16 protein-coding genes and 1 pseudogene are annotated in these 17,901 nt (G+C 60.2%); 9 read left to right on the plus strand and 8 right to left on the minus strand.

The features are described from left to right. Positions 1 to 117 precede the first annotated feature (117 nt). The gene (locus CAF80_RS20010; RefSeq protein WP_039770944.1) at positions 118 to 1,032 is read left to right on the plus strand and encodes a LysR family transcriptional regulator; all 915 of its coding nucleotides are present in this window, start codon (positions 118 to 120) and stop codon (positions 1,030 to 1,032) included. On the opposite strand, the gene CAF80_RS20015 is transcribed toward CAF80_RS20010, so the two are convergent. Continuing rightward, positions 1,029 to 1,973 carry an aldo/keto reductase gene (locus CAF80_RS20015; RefSeq protein WP_085667827.1) on the minus strand — a complete coding sequence of 315 codons (945 nt, stop codon included), beginning with the start codon at positions 1,971 to 1,973 and terminating at the stop codon, positions 1,029 to 1,031. The genes CAF80_RS20010 and CAF80_RS20015 overlap by 4 nt on opposite strands. 111 nt (positions 1,974 to 2,084) lie before the next feature. On the opposite strand from CAF80_RS20015, the gene CAF80_RS20020 reads away from it, so the two are divergent. From CAF80_RS20020 to CAF80_RS20035, 3 genes are all read left to right on the plus strand, one after another. Beyond that, complete coding sequence (locus CAF80_RS20020) at positions 2,085 to 2,855, plus strand: alpha/beta hydrolase (RefSeq protein ID WP_074687812.1); 771 nt, start codon at positions 2,085 to 2,087, stop codon at positions 2,853 to 2,855. Positions 2,856 to 2,985: 130 nt separating this feature from the next. Then, on the plus strand, positions 2,986 to 3,852 hold the full coding sequence (locus CAF80_RS20025) for a CAP domain-containing protein (protein ID WP_039770949.1): 867 nt from the start codon (positions 2,986 to 2,988) through the stop codon (positions 3,850 to 3,852). Positions 3,853 to 4,253: 401 nt separating this feature from the next. Further along, on the plus strand, positions 4,254 to 4,682 hold the full coding sequence (locus CAF80_RS20035) for a nuclear transport factor 2 family protein (RefSeq protein WP_074687811.1): 429 nt from the start codon (positions 4,254 to 4,256) through the stop codon (positions 4,680 to 4,682). A gap of 67 nt (positions 4,683 to 4,749) precedes the next feature. Here the strand turns inward: CAF80_RS20035 and mqo are convergent, their stop codons facing one another. Then, positions 4,750 to 6,399, minus strand: coding sequence for a malate dehydrogenase (quinone) (gene mqo, locus CAF80_RS20040; protein ID WP_074687810.1), 1,650 nt, complete (start codon positions 6,397 to 6,399; stop codon positions 4,750 to 4,752). Between the two features lie 433 nt (positions 6,400 to 6,832). On the opposite strand from mqo, the gene CAF80_RS20045 reads away from it, so the two are divergent. The 3 genes from CAF80_RS20045 to CAF80_RS20055 all read left to right on the plus strand — a co-directional run bounded on the left by CAF80_RS20045 (position 6,833) and on the right by CAF80_RS20055 (position 9,153). After that, complete coding sequence (locus CAF80_RS20045; RefSeq protein WP_039770952.1) at positions 6,833 to 7,258, plus strand: nuclear transport factor 2 family protein; 426 nt, start codon at positions 6,833 to 6,835, stop codon at positions 7,256 to 7,258. A 156-nt stretch (positions 7,259 to 7,414) separates the two neighbouring features. Next, on the plus strand, positions 7,415 to 8,650 hold the full coding sequence (locus CAF80_RS20050; protein WP_074687809.1) for an AAA family ATPase: 1,236 nt from the start codon (positions 7,415 to 7,417) through the stop codon (positions 8,648 to 8,650). Further along, complete coding sequence (locus CAF80_RS20055) at positions 8,647 to 9,153, plus strand: hypothetical protein (protein WP_052266594.1); 507 nt, start codon at positions 8,647 to 8,649, stop codon at positions 9,151 to 9,153. Before CAF80_RS20050 ends, CAF80_RS20055 begins: the two co-directional genes overlap by 4 nt. A 42-nt stretch (positions 9,154 to 9,195) precedes the next feature. On the opposite strand, the gene CAF80_RS29270 is transcribed toward CAF80_RS20055, so the two are convergent. After that, positions 9,196 to 10,059: a methyl-accepting chemotaxis protein gene (locus CAF80_RS29270; protein WP_371855266.1), complete on the minus strand. Its 864-nt coding sequence runs from the start codon at positions 10,057 to 10,059 to the stop codon at positions 9,196 to 9,198. Next, positions 10,051 to 10,809 (minus strand): annotated as a pseudogene (locus CAF80_RS29275) (MCP four helix bundle domain-containing protein); the annotation flags it as partial. The pseudogene CAF80_RS29275 and the gene CAF80_RS29270, both read right to left, overlap by 9 nt. A gap of 247 nt (positions 10,810 to 11,056) precedes the next feature. Between CAF80_RS29275 and CAF80_RS20065 the strand changes: the two are divergent. Continuing rightward, positions 11,057 to 11,371 (plus strand): DUF2388 domain-containing protein, encoded by a 315-nt coding sequence (locus CAF80_RS20065; protein WP_039770957.1) that lies wholly within the window; start codon positions 11,057 to 11,059, stop codon positions 11,369 to 11,371. 117 nt (positions 11,372 to 11,488) lie between these two features. After that, the gene (locus CAF80_RS20070; protein WP_170928291.1) at positions 11,489 to 11,893 is read left to right on the plus strand and encodes a hypothetical protein; all 405 of its coding nucleotides are present in this window, start codon (positions 11,489 to 11,491) and stop codon (positions 11,891 to 11,893) included. Here the strand turns inward: CAF80_RS20070 and ligD are convergent, their stop codons facing one another. From ligD to CAF80_RS20090, 4 genes are all read right to left on the minus strand, one after another. Further along, complete coding sequence (gene ligD / locus CAF80_RS20075) at positions 11,894 to 14,440, minus strand: DNA ligase D (protein ID WP_074687806.1); 2,547 nt, start codon at positions 14,438 to 14,440, stop codon at positions 11,894 to 11,896. A gap of 17 nt (positions 14,441 to 14,457) precedes the next feature. Beyond that, positions 14,458 to 15,411, minus strand: a complete 954-nt coding sequence (locus tag CAF80_RS20080) for a methyltransferase (protein ID WP_039770963.1) — start codon at positions 15,409 to 15,411, stop codon at positions 14,458 to 14,460. An 11-nt stretch (positions 15,412 to 15,422) separates the two neighbouring features. Further along, positions 15,423 to 16,799 (minus strand): iron-containing redox enzyme family protein, encoded by a 1,377-nt coding sequence (locus tag CAF80_RS20085; RefSeq protein ID WP_074687805.1) that lies wholly within the window; start codon positions 16,797 to 16,799, stop codon positions 15,423 to 15,425. A 166-nt stretch (positions 16,800 to 16,965) separates the two neighbouring features. Beyond that, positions 16,966 to 17,691 (minus strand): tellurite resistance TerB family protein, encoded by a 726-nt coding sequence (locus tag CAF80_RS20090; RefSeq protein ID WP_085667829.1) that lies wholly within the window; start codon positions 17,689 to 17,691, stop codon positions 16,966 to 16,968. Positions 17,692 to 17,901: the final 210 nt, after the last annotated feature.

The raw sequence follows: 17,901 nt of genomic DNA on the forward strand, positions 1-17,901 counted from the left end.
ACGTTTTTGTTTTGCCTGCCGGACAGGGCTGTCAGGCGGGGTGTGATCGGAGTATATGTAGTGACCAGAAAGCGGTGAGTTACAGAAAATCACTACATCCATAACTTTGAGTTACCAATGAGCCAGACCCTCGATCTGTCGTTTTTTCATTTGCTGGCCAACAAAGGCAGCCTGGCCGCCACGGCTCGGGAATTGGGTGTGACGCCTCCAGCCGTAAGCAAACGCCTGAGTGCGCTGGAGGCTCGTCTGGGTGTGCGGCTGGTCAATCGCACCACGCGCTCAATGAGTCTCACGGCAGAAGGCGAACTGTATTTTTCCCATGCGGCGCGGATCCTGACGCAGATCGACGAGGTCGAGCAGTTGATCGGCGCCAGCCGGGCAACCCCTAAAGGGCTGATCCGGGTCAATGCCTCGCTGGGCTTTGGTCGTCGCTACATCGGTCCGGCCCTGGCGGCGTTTTTTGCCCGATACCCGGAGGTGGAAATCCAGCTGGAAATCAGCGACCACCCACTGGATCTGACGACCCACGGCTTTGATCTGGGGATCCGTTTCGGCACCCTGCCCGACGCGGCATTTCATGCCCGCAAGATCGCCTCCAACCGCCGCTTGCTCTGTGCCTCGCCGCTGTATCTGGAGAAACACGGGGTGCCACAGAAACTGTCGGACCTGCCGCAACACAACTGTATATTCCTGCGGCAGAACGAAACGCCCTACGGCGTCTGGAGTTTCACTGACGGCGGACGGACGCAAAACATCAAAGTGCGCGGTGCCCTGGGTTGCAACGATGGTGAGGTGGCTTTGAATTGGGCCCTGGAAGGCTATGGCATTCTGCTGCGTGCCGAATGGGACATCGCCCGCTACGTGCGCAGCGGCCGTTTGCGCCTGGTTCTGGAAGACCAGACCCCGACCCGCGCCGATGTGTACGCGGTGTATCCGCAACAGCTGCACCTGTCGGCACGGGTTCGCAGCCTGATCGATTTTCTGGTGGAGCGCTTCAAGCACATCGACAATCTGGATGACCCAGGCGACTAACTGACCAAGGCAATCAACTGCTGACGCTGCGCATCGGTCAGCATCAGCCCGAACCCGGCGCCGGCGTTGTCGGCCATGTACAGCGGATTGCTGGTGCCGGGAATCACACAAGTCACCGCCGGATGCGCCAATAGAAATTTCAGCGCCAGTTGCGGCCAGCTTCTGGCCCCGACTTGCGCCGCCCAGCCTGGCAGCGGTTTGCCCTTGAGCCGCGCGAGCAGGTCGCCACCGCCGAATGGCCGGTTGCAGATCACCGCCACCCCACGCTCGCGGCACAGCGGCAGGATGCGCTTCTCGACCCCGCGATCATCGAGCGCGTAGTTGATTTGCAGGAAATCCAGCGGCTCGGCCTTGAGCACCGCTTCGACCTCGTCATAGGCCGAAGGCGTGTAGTGGGTGATGCCGATGTAGCGGATGCGGCCCTGCTCTTTCCAGTCGCGCAGGGTCGGCAGGTGGGTTTGCCAGTCGAGCAGGTTGTGGATCTGCATCAGGTCGATGCGCTCGGTGCGCAGCAGGCTGAACGACTGCTCCATCTGCGCAATGCCCTCTTCGCGGCCACGGGTCCAGACCTTGGTCGCCAGAAATGCCGGTGAGCGCGGTTCATGGATCGACAGCAATTCACCGGTGGTTTCTTCCGCGCGGCCGTACATGGGCGAGCTGTCGATCATCGTGCCGCCCTTTTTGAACAGCTCGCCGAGCACCGCCGGCAATTGTTTGTAGACCGGATCGCCAGGGCCGACGTCGAAACCGCGATAAGTGCCCAACCCCACCAGCGGCAGTGGCTCGGAGCTCGAAGGGATGGCGCGGGTCTGCATGGTCTGGGCTCCTGTGGCGTTCGGCGACGTAATGGCGGCCAGCGCCCGGTCAAAGGTGAAAACCGCTGACACCCCGGCTGCCAGCGTCAGCAACCGGCGGCGGGAATATCCCTCAGTGTGGTTCATGCTGGCGCCCTTGCCCTGTGGATCTGTTGCACCTTGTGTTTGGATGCAGCCCGCAAAACCGTTGGACTACACTGCGACAGCCAACCTGCGCGCCCGGTTAACGTTAGTCGAATGTCCAGAACCCTGTTGTCACTCGTCGCATTGATCCTCGCCGTGTACTTGATCCTGTGCGCGGCGCTGTTCGTGTTTCAGCGGGCGCTGATCTATTTTCCGCAGCCCGCCGCCCTCGATTCGCCGGAGTCACGGTTGACGCTGGCCATGCCCGACGCCGAGATCCGCGTGACGGTGCGCGAGCGCGCCGGCCCCAGAGCGCTGATCTATTTCGGCGGCAATGCCGAGGATGTTTCGCGCAATCTGCCGGAGTTTTCCGAGGCGTTTCCTGACTATTCGCTGTATCTGCTGCATTACCGGGGTTTTGGTGGCAGCGGCGGTTCGCCCTCCGAAGAAGCGATCGCCGAGGATGCGCTGGCGCTGTTCGATCAGGTATATGCCAGTCATCCGCAGGTCGCGCTGCTGGGGCGCAGCCTCGGTTCCGGGGTCGCGGTGCGGCTGGCCAGCCAGCGACCGGTGGAACGGTTGATTCTGGTCACGCCTTACAACAGCCTCGAGGAAATCGCCGCCCGTCAATACCCGTGGGTGCCGGTGCAGTGGTTGCTCAAGGATCGTTTCCGGTCGGGCCAGTACGCGGCGCACATCCGCGTGCCGACGTTGCTGCTGGCGGCGAGCGACGACGAGGTGATTCCACGGGCCAGCACCGAGCGCTTGCTGCACAGTTTTCCCGACGGTGTGGCCACGCTCAAAGTGGTGGCGGATTCGGCACACAATTCGATTTCCGAACGGCCGCAATACCTGCAATGGATCGAGGATGCGTTGAATCGCTGAGCACTTCGTCGGCAGTCGATGAAACCCGGCGCTGCTTCGTGAACCAAGTGCAAAAAGGCCAGTCCTACCCGCGCCGCGTTCTGCGGTTCACTTTCCTTCAGCCTTGTCTTTGTTCAGAGCTTTGCGTCCCATGCGCCACGCCGTTCGTTCGTCTCGCTTCGTTTCGCTGTGCCTGTTGATCCTTTCTCCCCTGCTTTCTCCCTCTGCCCACGCCGGCGCCGAGCGGCAACTGGTGGCCGCCATCAACGACTACCGCGCCCATCCGCAACGTTGTGACCGTCGCCCGGCCCAACGGCTGGCGCCGCTGACGTTGAAGTCGAATCTGGCGTTGCCGGTCGGCTATGGCTACGGCGGTGGATTGCGCGAACGATTGAAAGACTCCGGCTATGCCGCCGTGGCGGTGCGCAGCATCCGGATCGTCGGCGCACAGGACGCCGAAGAGGCGTTCGAAATGCTGCAAGACGATTACTGCGGCGCGCTGCTCGACGGTCAATACGCCGACATCGGCATCAGCCGCGCCCGCAGCGAATGGCAGGTGGTGCTGGCCCGGCCGGTGCTCGACAGTCGCGTCGGCGACAACCGCAGTGTCGGCAAGGCCTTGCTGGCCGAGGTCAACGCCGCCCGCGCCCGACCGCGCATGTGCGGCCGCCAGCGCTTCGCCGCCGCCCGCCCGTTGAGCTGGAACCCGGCCCTTGGCGCCGCCGCCCAAGGGCACAGCAAGGCCATGGCCTACGGCAACTACTTCGCCCACCGCGACCCGGACGGCGACGGCCCGGCAGATCGCGCCCGTGCGGCCGGCTACCGTGGCCGGCAGATCGGCGAAAACATCGCCGCCGGACAAAGCTCACCGGGCAAGGCCATGGCCGGCTGGCTGGCCAGCCCCGGACACTGCGCCAACCTGATGAACCCGATGTTCACCCAGGTCGGCGCCGGATATGCCAGTGAGGCGCGCAGTGATGAAGGGGTTTACTGGACGATGCTGTTCGGGGCGCCTTGATCAGGTTCCTTTCAAAACGTTGAAGAACGCTGCATGCCGCAACGCAACAGCTGATCGTCAGACCGGAGAAATCGTGGCAAGGACGCCAATCATGATGGTCAACACAAGAAAGCCGCCGAGGAAAATCGCCATCTTAGCCATGAAGGCCTCCTGAATACTGAATGTCCGGCGCACCGGGCGCTTCGGAATGAAGCGCGTCGCGTATGGCCGAACGGCAGGGCCATTTTGGGCCCGTGGCTGAGATGGTTACAGATGCAGATTCGACAGGAAAAAGCGGATCAGATGGATCGGGCTGACGCATGGGGCGATATTCAGATCGGTACAGAGGGTTTCCATCGCGCCGCTTTGATCTAGAGTCATGGGCGCCGCGCCAAGAACAACAAAAATACAGGAGTGAAACCATGTCCGATTTGAACCTGCACACCAACGCCGCCGAATCCCTGAACCGCTGGCACGAAATGATCCGCACCGGCAATCTCAAGGCCCTGCCCGAATTGCTCGGTCCCAAAGCGGTGTTCCGCTCGCCCATGGCCCACACGCCTTATCCAGGCGCGCCGGTGGTTTCGATGATCCTCAATACCGTGTTCGAGGTGTTTGAAGACTTCAAATACCACCGTGAACTGGCGACAGCCGATGGCCTGAATGTGGTGCTGGAATTCAGCGCCAAAGTGGGTTCAAAAGAGCTCAAGGGCATCGACATGATCCGCTTCGATGAACAGGGCAAGATCGTCGAGTTCGAGGTGATGGTGCGGCCGCTGAGCGGGTTGCAGGCGTTGGGCGAAGAGATGGGACGGCGGTTGGGAGCTTATCTGGCGGCCGCCAAAGCCTGAAACCCGGACACAAAAAAGCCCACTGACCGTCGCCGGTTCAGTGGGCTTCTTGTGTCAGGCGTCTGAATTACAGAGCCATGTCACGTGCAGCGCTTTCTTTCGGAGCCGGGGCTTTTTCAGCCGAGGCGTCCGCCGCTGGAGCTGCAACCTGGCCAATCACCGGAGGGGTTGGCAGTTGCAGGATCTTGGCGGTGTAAGCCCACTCTTCAGCCACTTTGGCTGGATCGTTGTTCAGCTGGGTGCCGTAGCTTGGAACGATCTGGTGCAGTTTGGCTTGCCACTCAGGGGTAGCGACTTTGTCTTTGAAGACTTTCTGCAGCACGCTCAGCATGATCGGTGCAGCGGTCGATGCGCCTGGCGATGCGCCCAGCAGACCGGCGATGGAGCCGTCTTTCGAAGCAACGATTTCGGTGCCCAGTTTCAGCACGCCGCCAGCGGTTTCATCACGCTTGATGATTTGCACGCGTTGGCCGGCTTGCCACAGGCGCCAGTCTTCGGCTTTGGCGTTCGGGAAGTATTCCTTCAGCGCGTTCAGACGGTCTTCATCCGACAGCATCAGTTGACCGGCCAGGTACTCGACCAGCGGGTATTCCTTGATGCCGACCTTGGTCATAGGCCAGATGTTGTGGGTGGTGGTGGTGGTCAGCAGGTCCAGGTACGAACCTTCTTTCAGGAACTTGGTGCTGAAAGTCGCGAACGGGCCAAACAGGATGACGCGCTTGCCGTCCAGGACACGGGTGTCCAGGTGCGGAACGGACATCGGAGGCGCGCCCACCGAAGCTTTACCGTAGGCCTTGGCCAGGTGCTGTTCGGCGATGGCCGGGTTATCGGTCACCAGGAACGAGCCGCCTACCGGGAAGCCAGCGTATTCCTTGGCTTCTTCGATACCGGACTTCTGCAGCAGGTGCAGGGCACCGCCGCCGGCGCCGATGAACACGAACTTGGCGTCGGTTTCAGTCTTGGTGCCGTCTTTCAGGTTCTTGTAGCTGACGCGCCAGGTGCCATCGGCATTCTTGGTGATGTCCTGTACTTCGCTGGACAGCTTCAAGTTGAAGTTAGGCTTGGTCTGCAGGTAACCGGCGAACTGGCGGGTGATTTCGCCGAAGTTCATGTCGGTACCCAGCGGGCTCCAGGTGGCCGCGATTTTCTGGTTCGGGTCACGCCCTTCCATCATCAGCGGAACCCACTTCTTGATCACAGCCGGGTCTTCGGAGTACTGCATGCCGGCGAACAGCGGGCTCGCTTGCAGGGCTTCGTAGCGTTTTTTCAGGAACTTGATGTTGTCATCGCCCCACACGAAGCTCATGTGCGGAGTGGTGTTGATGAACGAACGAGGGTCCTTCAGGACGCCTTGACGAACCTGCCAGGCCCAGAACTGACGGGAGACCTGGAACGCTTCGTTGATCTCGACGGCTTTCGGGATGGTGACATTGCCCTTGTCGTCTTCCGGGGTGTAGTTCAACTCGGCGAGCGCCGAGTGACCGGTACCGGCGTTGTTCCAGCCGTTGGAGCTTTCCAGGGCGACGCCATCGAGGCGCTCGACCATTTCCATCGACCAGGTCGGTTCCAGCTCATTGATCCACACACCCAGGGTGGTGCTCATGATGCCGCCGCCGATCAGCAGGACGTCGACTTTCTTCGCTTCTTCGGCATTGGCGGAAGACATCCCCATCGCCAAAGCCAGCCCCAGCAAGGCTGTGTTCACTTTTTTAAACATCTGTTGCACCTATGATAAAACGCCTTCCGCCCGCCGCTGTTGTACGTATGAGGTCCCCTCTTTAGCGACACTCAGGCCAGCGTCGCGGGTTCCGGCACACTTCAATTTTGACGGGTGGGCACACAAGACCGACAGGCAGTGTCGACCTCAGTTATATGTCCCTTCTGAACTGACTTCTTATCATTATTGGCTTCAGCTACTTGAGCGACAGGGGTTCTGCCTGGCCCGCCGAAAAGCGCACCAGACTGAATTGGGTCAAAACAAGTGGCGCGAAGAATATCACGTCATGGCAAACCCGCGCGTCTGTTCGCGACCGGATAGTTTTCGATTGGTTCCTCAAGCGCTTTCTAACGCCGATGAATTCCTGCTAAGTTGTACGACGACTGACAAATATTTCGGTCGCTCTCATCACCTACAACAACAAGGAATAGCCATGAACAAAACCAGATTGCTGCTCGTTCTCGCCTGCCTCTTCAGTGGTTACGTCGCCGCCGCCCCGGCGGAACAGGATGTCGCCCAGGCCGTCGATCACCTGACCCAGGCGATGCTGCACAAGGACATCGCCGAACTGAACGCCCTGACCGCCGACAACCTCACCTACGGCCACTCCAGCGGCAAGATCCAGGACAAGAAAGCCTTCATCGCCGATATCGAAACCGGCAAGAGCGCGTTCAAGACCCTGGAGATGCAGAACCAGACCATCACCCTGTCCGGGGACACCGCGCTGGTACGCCATCACTTCTCGGCGCAGGCCCTCAAAGGCACCGAAGTCGTGCCGACGGAAATCGAGAACTTCCAGATCTGGCAGAAGCAGTCTGGCAAGTGGTTGCTGGTGGGGCGTCAGGCGTACAAGTTCTGACTGAAGCAGAAGGCTCTGTCGAGTACCTCGTCAGAGCTCTCTCCCTGGCAGCACTTCCCCTACCTGCCATTTGGCTCCAATTTGCTCCTGCCGTTTGTCCCCTGCCCTGATATGCTGCATCGCTAAACCGTACAAGCTCGTCCTATGGAGTGATCAATGACCCGACTACGCGTCAAGCATTTCGGCCCTATCCGCGATGGTGTTAAGAACAATGGCTGGATAGAGTTCAAACGCGTGACGGTTTTCGTCGGTAATCAGGGCTCCGGGAAGAGCACGCTGGCCAAGCTTTACTCGACATTCTCCTGGATAGAGAAGTCGTTGGTGCGGGGTGATTACGATAAGAAATGGTTTGAACGAAAGAACAAATTCATCAAACCGTATCTGACCTATCACAGGCTGGAACACTACCTCTCCGATGCAACAGAGATCGAATACGAGGGCGAGGCCTACTCGATTTTTTTCATTAGGGGACAGCTGCATATCACTGAATCAAAAGGTAGTAGCTACCATCTACCTCAGATCATGTACGTGCCTGCCGAGCGCAACTTCATCTCCTATGTCAGACACCCTCGCGAGCTAAAACTGTCCTCTGACTCTCTCAAGGAATTCCTGACCGAATTCGATGCTGCAAAAGCCAGTATGAAAGGCACTTTGTTATTGCCTATCAATCAGGCAGAACTCGAATATGACAAGCTCAACGATATCCTCAATATTCGTGAGTCCGACTACAAACTCAGGTTGGCAGACGCCTCCAGTGGCTTTCAGTCTGCCGTGCCATTGCATCTGGTAAGCCACTACCTGTCCAACGCGGTTCAAGAGCGTAGCGAAGAGCGGCAGGAAACCATGAGCGCCGATGAGCTGGATCGCTTCAGGAAAGAGGTTAAAGAGATCTTTGCCATTGATTCGCTGACAGAAGAACAAAGGCGCATTGCTCTCTCCACGCTATCCTCCAGATTCAACAAGTCAGCGTTCATCAACATCGTCGAAGAGCCTGAGCAGAACCTTTATCCCCAGTCACAATGGAGCGTTTTGCAGAGTCTTCTGCAATTCAACCAAGGCCGGGCCAACCGCCTGGTGCTGACAACCCACAGCCCATACGTAGTGAATTACCTGACCATTTCGGTACAAGGCAAGCACCTGCAAGACAGCATTCTCCAGAAAAAGCGCGACAAGGATCTACTCCCTAAACTCTCCGCCGTTATTCCTTTGCATGCCTTGCTAGACGCTGAAGAGTTGGCGATATACCAAGCCGATGAAAGAACAGGATCGATCACGAAACTGCCTATGGTTGATGGCATTCCTTCCGATGACAATTTTCTGAACAGATCCTTGCAAGAAGGCAATGATTTATTTGACGCACTCCTCGATATCGAGGAGGAGCTTAAAGGGTGAATTTTCTTGATATCCGCTGCCAGACAGGCCCGTTTACTGATGCCGAATTTGGACTACGCGACGATCAAGAGCACCCTCTCGCTTATGTCGACTTGGACAATTCGAAAGAATGGGTAGCCACGGTATCGAACCCGCTCCAAAGAACGATCGTCTTTACCGCAATTGACAAATGCGTGATCAAAGACGCTGAGGAAATAGGTCGGGATCGATGTGACTGCATGCTGAGGACTGATGACGCGCTGTACCTTGTAGAGTTGAAAGACCGAGATGGAGGGGGCTGGCAAGGACAAGGGATCAAACAATTGGAGTCTACAATTCAATTTTTGATTGATGCACACGGCGAGCAATTCCTGGCTAACTACCACCCCAAAATTGCCTACGTCTGCAACAAAAAGTCCCCCTTCGTTAAACCAGAACTCAATGCGAAGAACCGCTTCAAGAAGTACAACTTCAGATTGAAGGTTGAGGCGACCATTAATGTACGGCGAAAAGCGGATCAGTGATCCGCTGGCTCATCTCACCTTGAGCAGATACTTACATTCCCCTCACAACCGAAACCGGTCCACCGACTGCGCCAGCCGCCCCGCCAGACTCGACAGCTCGTCCGTGGTATTGGCCGTCTGGCCGATGACCTTGCTGTTGCCCTCCGACATGCCCGCGATCATTTCCACCTGATGGGCGATCTCGTTGCTCGCCTGGCTCTGTTCGCCGATGGTGCGGGTGATGTCGTTGACCAGCTGCGTGGTGCTGAGAGTGGCCTCGAGGATTTCGCGGATGGCGCGTTCGACGTCGGCGGTGACCGCCATGCCTTTGTCGACCTGGGCGACACCGGCCTCCATGCTGCTGACGGCCTCGCGGGTGCTGTTCTGGATGCGCGCGACCATCGCGGCGATTTCCTGGGTCGAGGCGCTGGTGCGCGCAGCCAGACTGCGCACCTCATCGGCCACCACCGCAAAGCCCCTGCCCTGCTCACCCGCCCGGGCCGCCTCGATAGCTGCGTTGAGCGCCAGCAGGTTGGTCTGGTCGGCGATGCTCTTGATCACCTGGATGATGTTGAAAATGCCTTCGGATTCCTGATCGAGGGTGCGGATCACTTGCGCCGATTGCTGGGCGGAACGGGCGATGTCGTCCATGTCGCTGACGACCTGATGGATCACCTGTCCGCCATTCTTCGCCAGTGACTCGGCCTGGCTGGCCATGTCCAGTGCACGCTCGGCGTGCCGGGTGATTTCCTCGATGCTCGCGGTCATCTGGCTCGCGGCGGCGGCCATGGTGCCGGCGGCGGTGCTTTGCTGCTGACTGCTGTCGGCCACCTGATGGCAGCCGTGGCTCAATTGTTCGCTCATGCCGCTGACGCCGTGGGCGTTGCGCCGCACCACGTCGATCATGTCCCGCAGGTCGCGCTGCATCGTGGCCAGCGTGCGGATCAGCGCACTGGCTTCGTCCTTGCCGGACGGTTCGGCGATCGGCTCGCTGAGGTTGCCGTGAGCAATGCTTTCGGCGATGCGGCTGGCGGATTTCAGCGGCCCCATGATGCTCAGGATCACCCAGCGGCCCTGGGCCAACAGCAGCAACAGACTGGCGACCAGGACAATGCCGAGAGCGATATTGGCATTGTGGATCGCCGCCTCGGTGCCTTCGCTGGTTTGCCGGGTATTGGTTTCGATCAGCTCGCTGAGAGCGGCCATCTGTTCTTCGAGCTGGCTGAACGCGGTATTGAAGGTCCCCAGTTGCTGCTGGGCGCTGTCCGGATCTTCCAGTGCAAGACCGACGATCTGCTCGCCGGCGCTGATGTAGGTGTCGAGGCTAGGCTTGATCTGCTCGAGCGCGGACTTGATCGTGGGATTGACCGGCAGTTTGAGGTTTTCACCCAGCACCTCGCGAAAATGCGCCGCATGCTCTTCGACCGAACTTCGCACCTCGTCCGCCGAACTGGTGCTTTTGCCCAGCCCCACCAGCATCGCCGAATACACGTCCGCGCGCAGGGCGTCGTGCATCATGTCGGCTTCCATGTGGTTGCGCAGCGCGCTCATGCTGACCGCGTTATCACTGACCGCCGAAGCCATCCGCTGATTGCCCACATAACTGACTAGGCTCACGATCAGCGCCGTCAGCAGGCTGGTCGCAATCAGCAACACCAAACGCAGTTTGATCGACACCGTGATTTCCTCCCAGGCTGCGCCACACGGCGCCTTTCAACGCTTCAGTTAAGCCTATTTCCATGAACCCGCTGCGTTAGAGCGTCTCAGCGTGTGTCGTTACATTCAGTAAAAATGCCGCACTGTGCGACGGTTCTCATTCAGCCCCCTACGGCCTGAGCCGACTTACGGAACTCCCGTGCCCGCCGACACCTCTCACATTATGTGGTACTTCCTTTTCGCTTTACGCTGCTGGAGGAACACCGTCATGCGTCGTTTACTACTGGTTTCGTCTCTTATGCTGTGCCTGCCTTTCGGTTCGGCTTTCGCCCGCGTGGATGCGGGGGATGTCGCGACTTCGGCCGGCGTTTCCGCCTCGCTGTATTCCACGTTCAAGGATCACAAAATGGTGATTCCGGCCCGTGACGACTTGTCGGCATTCGTCGCCAGCGGCGGAACGATCCGTGGCGTGTACCTGGAATCGGTACTGCAGCAGGTGCGTCAGGACAATCCTGGGCTGAACGCCAGCGATGAAGAGCTGGCCAACGCCATCCTGGTTCACTACGAAGGTCTGTCGCAGTAACCACGGCACGTTCGATGATGATGGTGGCTGACGGACTTGCCACCGTTACGCCCTGCCGATGGACGGCTGGCGAACGACCATGGGCAAAACCGTCGAACGGCCTCTATGATGGAGGCCATGACGATTTCCGCCTCACTCCGCTCCCCTTGCCCGCCGGGTCTGTGCATCTGCGGGCGTGATCCGCTGCTGGATACGCCCGGCGCGGATGTGCGCATCCTGTTGCTGACCCGCGAGGAAGAAAAGCGTCTGCTCGAGCGTCTGGAAAACCTCAAAGACCTCGTCGACCTCCAGCGGCTGCAAGGCAAGATGTTCGATCAGCTAGGCATTCGTGTGCTGATCGCACCGAGGTTCGGTGAAGTACGGACTGTGCGAGGCGGCATTGAAATCGAGGTCGAAGAGCTTCCGGGGCTCTGTCGAAAAACCCGAAAAACCATCCCCGCCGCTATTCGCCGTGGCCTGGAAAACAATCCGCAAGTCGCCTTCGATCTGCTCAACGCCCACGACTTGCTGCGCGACACCTGATCATTTCTTCATGCCCACCCGCTTGCGCATCTCCGCTGTGATGCTCTGCCGGGTTTTCTTCAGATCCGCCCAAGGTTCATCGCCCACTTCCGCCAGCCGTTCGTGAACATTGCGCACGTTCCATTGATCGGCACCTTTTATCTCGCCGACCTCCTCCCGAAACAGCGGCACCGACACCGGCAACCCTTCACGGGTACGCGCCGCGTAGGCGCAAATGGTGGTGGCGCCCAGGCCGTTGCGCAGGTAATCGATGAAGATCCGCCCTACGCGATTTTTCGGCCCGGACACCGCAGAAAAACGCTCCGGCAACAATTTCGCCATGTGCGTGACGATGGCGTGGCTGAAATCCTTGACCTCGTCCCAGCCATGCTTGCGGGTCAGCGGCACCACCAGATGAATGCCCTTGCCGCCGCTGGTCTTGAGGAACGCCTTGAGGCCCAGCTCGTCCAGCACGGTCAGGGTCAGCGCTGTGGCTTCGACCATGCTTTTCCACGGCAGCGCCGGGTCCGGGTCGAGGTCGAGGACAAAACGGTCGGGCTTGTCCAGATCGGTGGTGGTAGCGTTCCAGGTGTGCAGTTCGACCGTGCTCATCTGCACAGCGCCGATCAAGGCTTCGGCGTTGTTGATCAGCATCACCGGCTGGCCGGTCAGTTCCTTGTCCAGCGTGCGGATGCCGGGGATCGCCAGGTTTTCGGCGTTCTTCTGGAAGAACAGCTCACCGGCGATACCGTCCGGCGCGCGCACCAGCGCCACCGGGCGATCCTTGAGCTGCGGCAGAATCCATTCGGCGACGCTGGCGTAATACTCGGCCAGCTGCATTTTGGTGGTGCCACTGCTGGCGTCGATCACTCGGTCGGGATGGGTGATCCGCACCTTGCCGTCGGCCAGGCCGGATTGCGACGGCGCGGTAGATTCAGTCTTTGAAGTCTTCATGGGTTTGGCGCGCTCCTCGGTGATGTCCTTGGCCGGTTTGTCCTCGCGCAAGCCATGAAAAACGGCGTGACGCACCGAGCCGTCCTGGGTCATTTCGGCAAACGCGACTTCCGCCAGCAGACTCGGCTTGAGCCAGTGCACACCCTTGGCCTCGAACCCCGTGGGCGGGTTGGCCACCGCCGGCTTCTTCACCCGCAAGGGTTTGAGCTGCGCGAGGATGCTCTTGAGGGTGGTTTCATTAAATCCCGTGCCGACCTTGCCGGCGTACCGCAACTCGCCGCTGTCACGATCATGCAGACCCAGCAGCAACGCGCCGAACGAACTGCGCGCGCCTTTCGGATCGGTGTAGCCGACGATCACGAATTCCTGGCGATGCTTGCACTTGAGCTTGATCCAGTCGCTACTGCGGCGCGACACGTAAGACGAGCCGAGGCGTTTACCGATCAGGCCTTCCATGCGCATCTGGCAGGCGCTGTTAAGCAAGGCCTGCGGGGTTTCGTCGAACGCTTCGGAGAAACGCAGCAGCGGGTCTTGATGGGTTTTCAGCACCGTGGCCAGCGCAGCACGCCGTTCCTCCACGGGCACCTCGCGCAGGTCGACGCCGTTCAGATACGGCAGATCGAACAGGTAATAGACGATGTTTTCGCTGCGTCCCGAATCGAACGCGTTTTGCAGGGCCTGAAAATCAGGTACGCCGTCCGCGTCGGCGACCACCATCTCACCATCCAGCCACGCAGACTCCAGGCCCAGCGCCGCCAGGGCTTGCGCCTGTTTCGGCAATTTGTGCGTCCAGTCATGGCCATTGCGAGTGAACAACTGCACCTCATCCTGATCGACGCGCGCCATGATCCGATAGCCGTCGAACTTGATTTCGTATTGCCAATCCCCTTCCGGCGCGCTCTCCACCAGAGTCGCCAGTTGAGGTTTCAACTGCGCCGGGATACTCGCCTTGTGGGCGCCAGTGAGTTTGCCGGAAGCTGGCTTGCGCGGTGCTTTCGCCGGGCCTTTCAGTGGCTTGACCTGCTTCGCACTCAGCCGGGGTTTGTCGACGATCGTGCGCTCGCTGAGCACGCTGTCGGGCTCGGCGACCAGCACGTCGTAATCGCTTTGCGGGCGTGCGGCGCTGTCCTGATGCTTGATCAGAAACCACTGCTCTTTCTTGCCCGGCATGTGGGTGCGCACCAGGTTCCATATCCCGGCGAGCTTCTCGCCGCGCAGTTCGAATTTGAGCTTGCCCTTGGCGTAGGCTTTCTCCGGGTCTTCCAGCGGAATCCACACGCCGCGATCCCAGACGATCACATCGCCGGCACCGTAATGCCCTTCGGGAATGCTGCCCTCGAACGTCGCGTAATCCAGCGGGTGATCCTCGACGTGCACCGCCAGCCGCTTGACCTTGGGATCCAGCGACGGGCCCTTGGGCACCGCCCAGCTCTTGAGCGCGCCGTCGAGTTCCAGGCGAAAGTCATAATGCAGGTGCGAGGCGTCATGCTTCTGGATGCAGAATTGCAAAGCCTGCTCACCGCCGGGCTTCTTGCCCCGCCGGTGGTCGGCTGCCGGTTCCGAGGTTGCCGAGAAGTCGCGCATCCGGTTGTAGTCGTCGAGATTCCTGCTCATCCTGCACCTGCCTTGTTTCAACCTGTTCGAGTCACCGTCAGCGCGACCACGGCAATCCGGTCGACGCGCTGATAGCCGGGATTGAGCAACTCTTCGCCGAACACATCGGGATCGAGTTCGCGGTAGGTCCAGCCGAAGCGTTTTTCATCCAGCCGTGGCAATACCGTGTCGAGGAAAGGATCGCGGCCATCGACCATCGCCACGCCGGTGTACAGCAGCAGCGAACCACCGGGCGTCAGGTGATTGAGCGCCTGTTCGACGATGCGCAACGACAGCCCCGCCCCCAGCGTCCCACCGCCATGGCGGTAAGCTCGTCCGGCCGGATCGGCCATGTACGGCGGGTTGGCGACGATCAGGTCGAATTCACCATCGACGCCTTGCAGTACATCACTGGCGCGCACCTCGACGTTGGCCACTTCGGCCAGCGCCGCGTTGATCGTGGTCAGGCGCAGCGCAGCAGGGTTGATATCCACCGCCAGCACTTGCGCTTCGCGCCGGGCACGGCCAATCAGGATCGCGCCGACTCCGGCGCCACAACCGATGTCCACCGCCCGGTGGATAGGCGCAAAGTTCTGCTGCAAATGGCTGTGAATCAGTTGGGCAAAGCGATAGGTATCCGGGCCGAAGAACACCGAATCGGCGGCATCGGTGGGAAACCCGGAATGCACGAACAGCAAGTCATCCAGGCTCGACCAGCGCACCCGGCTCTTCAAGCGTCCGTCGAACGCATCAATCACCTGGGCGTCCTGCAATTGTCGCTGTTCATCGGCAGACAGCAGGCCCGGTTCGAACGGGCGCGACCATCCGAACACATCCCGCAGGCAATCGGCGGCCTGCCCTTCGTCGCGCTGGTTGACCCGTTGATGGGTCAGCGGCGTCGGGGTGATGAAACGATAGCCGTCGGCCTGCAGGCGCCGCCCCAGTTGCAGCAGCACCAGATCGTTGGCAGACAGTTGTTCTTCCTGATTCATTGAATATTTCCTTAACGCAGGCCGGATTTGAGTTGGATGAATTGGCGAGTGGCAAGCAGCCCGGCCGGATGCGCGTGCCGGGCCGGCGCGAGCCAGGGGATCAACGTTGCGAACCTGGTGTGTGCGTCCTGCCCTTGCAGTGCCGCATTCAGGCGTTGCACATCGGGGTCCTGCTCGGGCACCTCGATCGGCGCGGGGACTGAGGGGCGGCGGCGGAACGCGACGGTTTTGTCCGCAGAAATCCAGTCACCGGCAATCCAGTCGTGCACCAGTTGTTTTTCATAGGCGCTGAACACGCCGAACATCGCCGCACCGTCGCCATCGATCAATTGCCAGAAGCGGCTGCCCTGTGGATCTTCGTGGCGCTTGATCCAGCCCTTGTCCTGCATGGCCTGCAGGAACCCGGACAGCTGCTGCGGATCGGCCAGCCACTGATTGACGGTCTTGCCTTCGAAGCGGCAATAGTCGGAGTGCATGTGTTGAGCGAACGGACACTTGCGTTCAAGCATCGCCAACAGTTCGCGCTCCAGATCGAACCCCTCGATGATTGCGCGACTGCCCTGTCCCAGGTCATTGAGCCGATAGCCCAGCGATACCCGACGCAGGAAATCGCGGCGATCGGCCTCCAGAGGCAGCAGATCCAGAACGGCCTGAACGGCTTTTTGCGCATGACCGGTGCTGGCATTGTCGATGGTCACGTGCAGAGTGAAGTAGTAAGGATCGATCCCCAGTTCACTGAGTTCGTAACTGCTGATCAACAGGTGCAGGGGCAGTTGCTCGTAGCCAAGGTTGTAACCGATCACCTCCGGCAAAAAATCCATGCCGCCGGCACCCAGGGCCAATTGCAGCGCGCCTTGCAGATAGCGTTCGTCGGGCAGTGGACTGCTCGGCTCGAGGCCCTGTTCGGCGAGCAGCTGGCGGTAGATCACGACGTGGTTCTGCGCCGGATTGCCCTCGCCCAGTTCTTCCAGATAAGTGCTGATCAGGCTGCTGAAGCGCGGATCGCGCCACTGTCCGAGCAAGCCGTAGAGCCAGGCGCCATCGACCAGTTTGGTCGGCGCCACCGCTTGCAGGAAATACAGCGCATGAGCCTTGCAACTGAAGAACTGCCGCGCGCCTCCAGCCTTGCGTTGTTGCAGGTAGTCGGCGTATTGCCGGGCGACATCGGCACAGTGCTCGGCCACCCAGGCATGCCACTGCGCGGGGTCCGATGGCAGCTCATCCTTCAACTGCGCGGCCTGCAGCAGTTGATCTTCCAGAAAGGCGCACGCCAGCGGCTGCGGATGTTCGTCGGCTAAAAGTGCTGCATGGATACGCCGCAACCCACCCGGAGAATCGAGCGGACGCGATGGGGCGGGGGCAGCTTGCAGGTGAGTCAGGACAGTCATGGCAATATTCTCGATCGATTGGCAGGACGCTCAGTCACTCGCCTCTAATAAAGCAGAGAGGCTTGGCGCGTCAAAAATTCAATCGGCTTGAAAATTGCCCTGACGGACGGAGCCTTCGGCTCGCTCCTTGCTTGAACGGAACGGTCGAAGGCTTTGAGAGGAGAGATCAGGCCGTGCCCTTGGCCTGCTGTTCCAAGTGAACCTGCAACTCGGGGTCGATCTGCAACGCCGCTGCCAGTTCATCCAGATAATTGCGCTCGGCGTCCTGCTGATCGTCCACCAGCATCACGCTGGCCAGGTACATCTCGGCGGCCATGGCCGGATCGTTCTGCGCCGCCTGCGCCACTTCGGTGGGATCCAGCGGTTTGGCGACCTCGTCGTCGAGCCATTGCTGCAGGTTCAGGTCATCGGTGTGCTTGCCGATTTCGCTGCTGATGAGGTGTTTTTCCGACTCGTCGATCCGCCCGTCAGCCTTGGCCGCCGCGATCAATGCACGCAGAACGGCGTGACTGTGTTCTTCGACTTGCGGGCCGGACAACAGGTCCGCAGTTTGCGGCGTCTGCTGCGGCGCGGCGGACGCCTGGCTGCGTTGCCAGGCTTGATACGCCTGGAAAGCCATCATGCCCAGCGAAGCCAGCGCCGCGTAATTGGTGCCGCCGGACCGACGCTGCGTGCCGCCACCCAGCGCCCCGCCACCGCCGAGCAATCCGCCAAGCAACCCGCCCAGGCCACCCAGCCCTCCGGCAGCAGAACCGCCGCCACTGCCGCCGCCCAGCAGACCGCCGAGCAACCCGCCAAGCCCACCCGCTCCCCCGCCGGCCGACGCGCCACCTGGTTGTCCCGCCGAGGCCTGGCCTCGCAGCAGTTGTTCGAGCAGATCGCTGGTGTTCATGACGTCGTCCTCAGGCAAAGGGGTATGACTGCGTCAGGCAACGATAGCCCTCCTGATGCGTTGCGCCAGCACCGTTTGGCTGACGTGGCCCTGGGGCGAGTGATTCTCCAGAGAAATTTTTCCCCGGCCAGCTAATCTTCACGAATGGGTGAACCTTGACCCGGCCCGACCGGTCGATAGCTGCAACCCCGACCCGGTTGGTCGCCGCCC

The sequence above is a fragment of the Pseudomonas sp. B34(2017) genome, from assembly GCF_002112915.1.
Taxonomy (GTDB): Bacteria; Pseudomonadota; Gammaproteobacteria; order Pseudomonadales; family Pseudomonadaceae; genus Aquipseudomonas; species Aquipseudomonas pharyngis.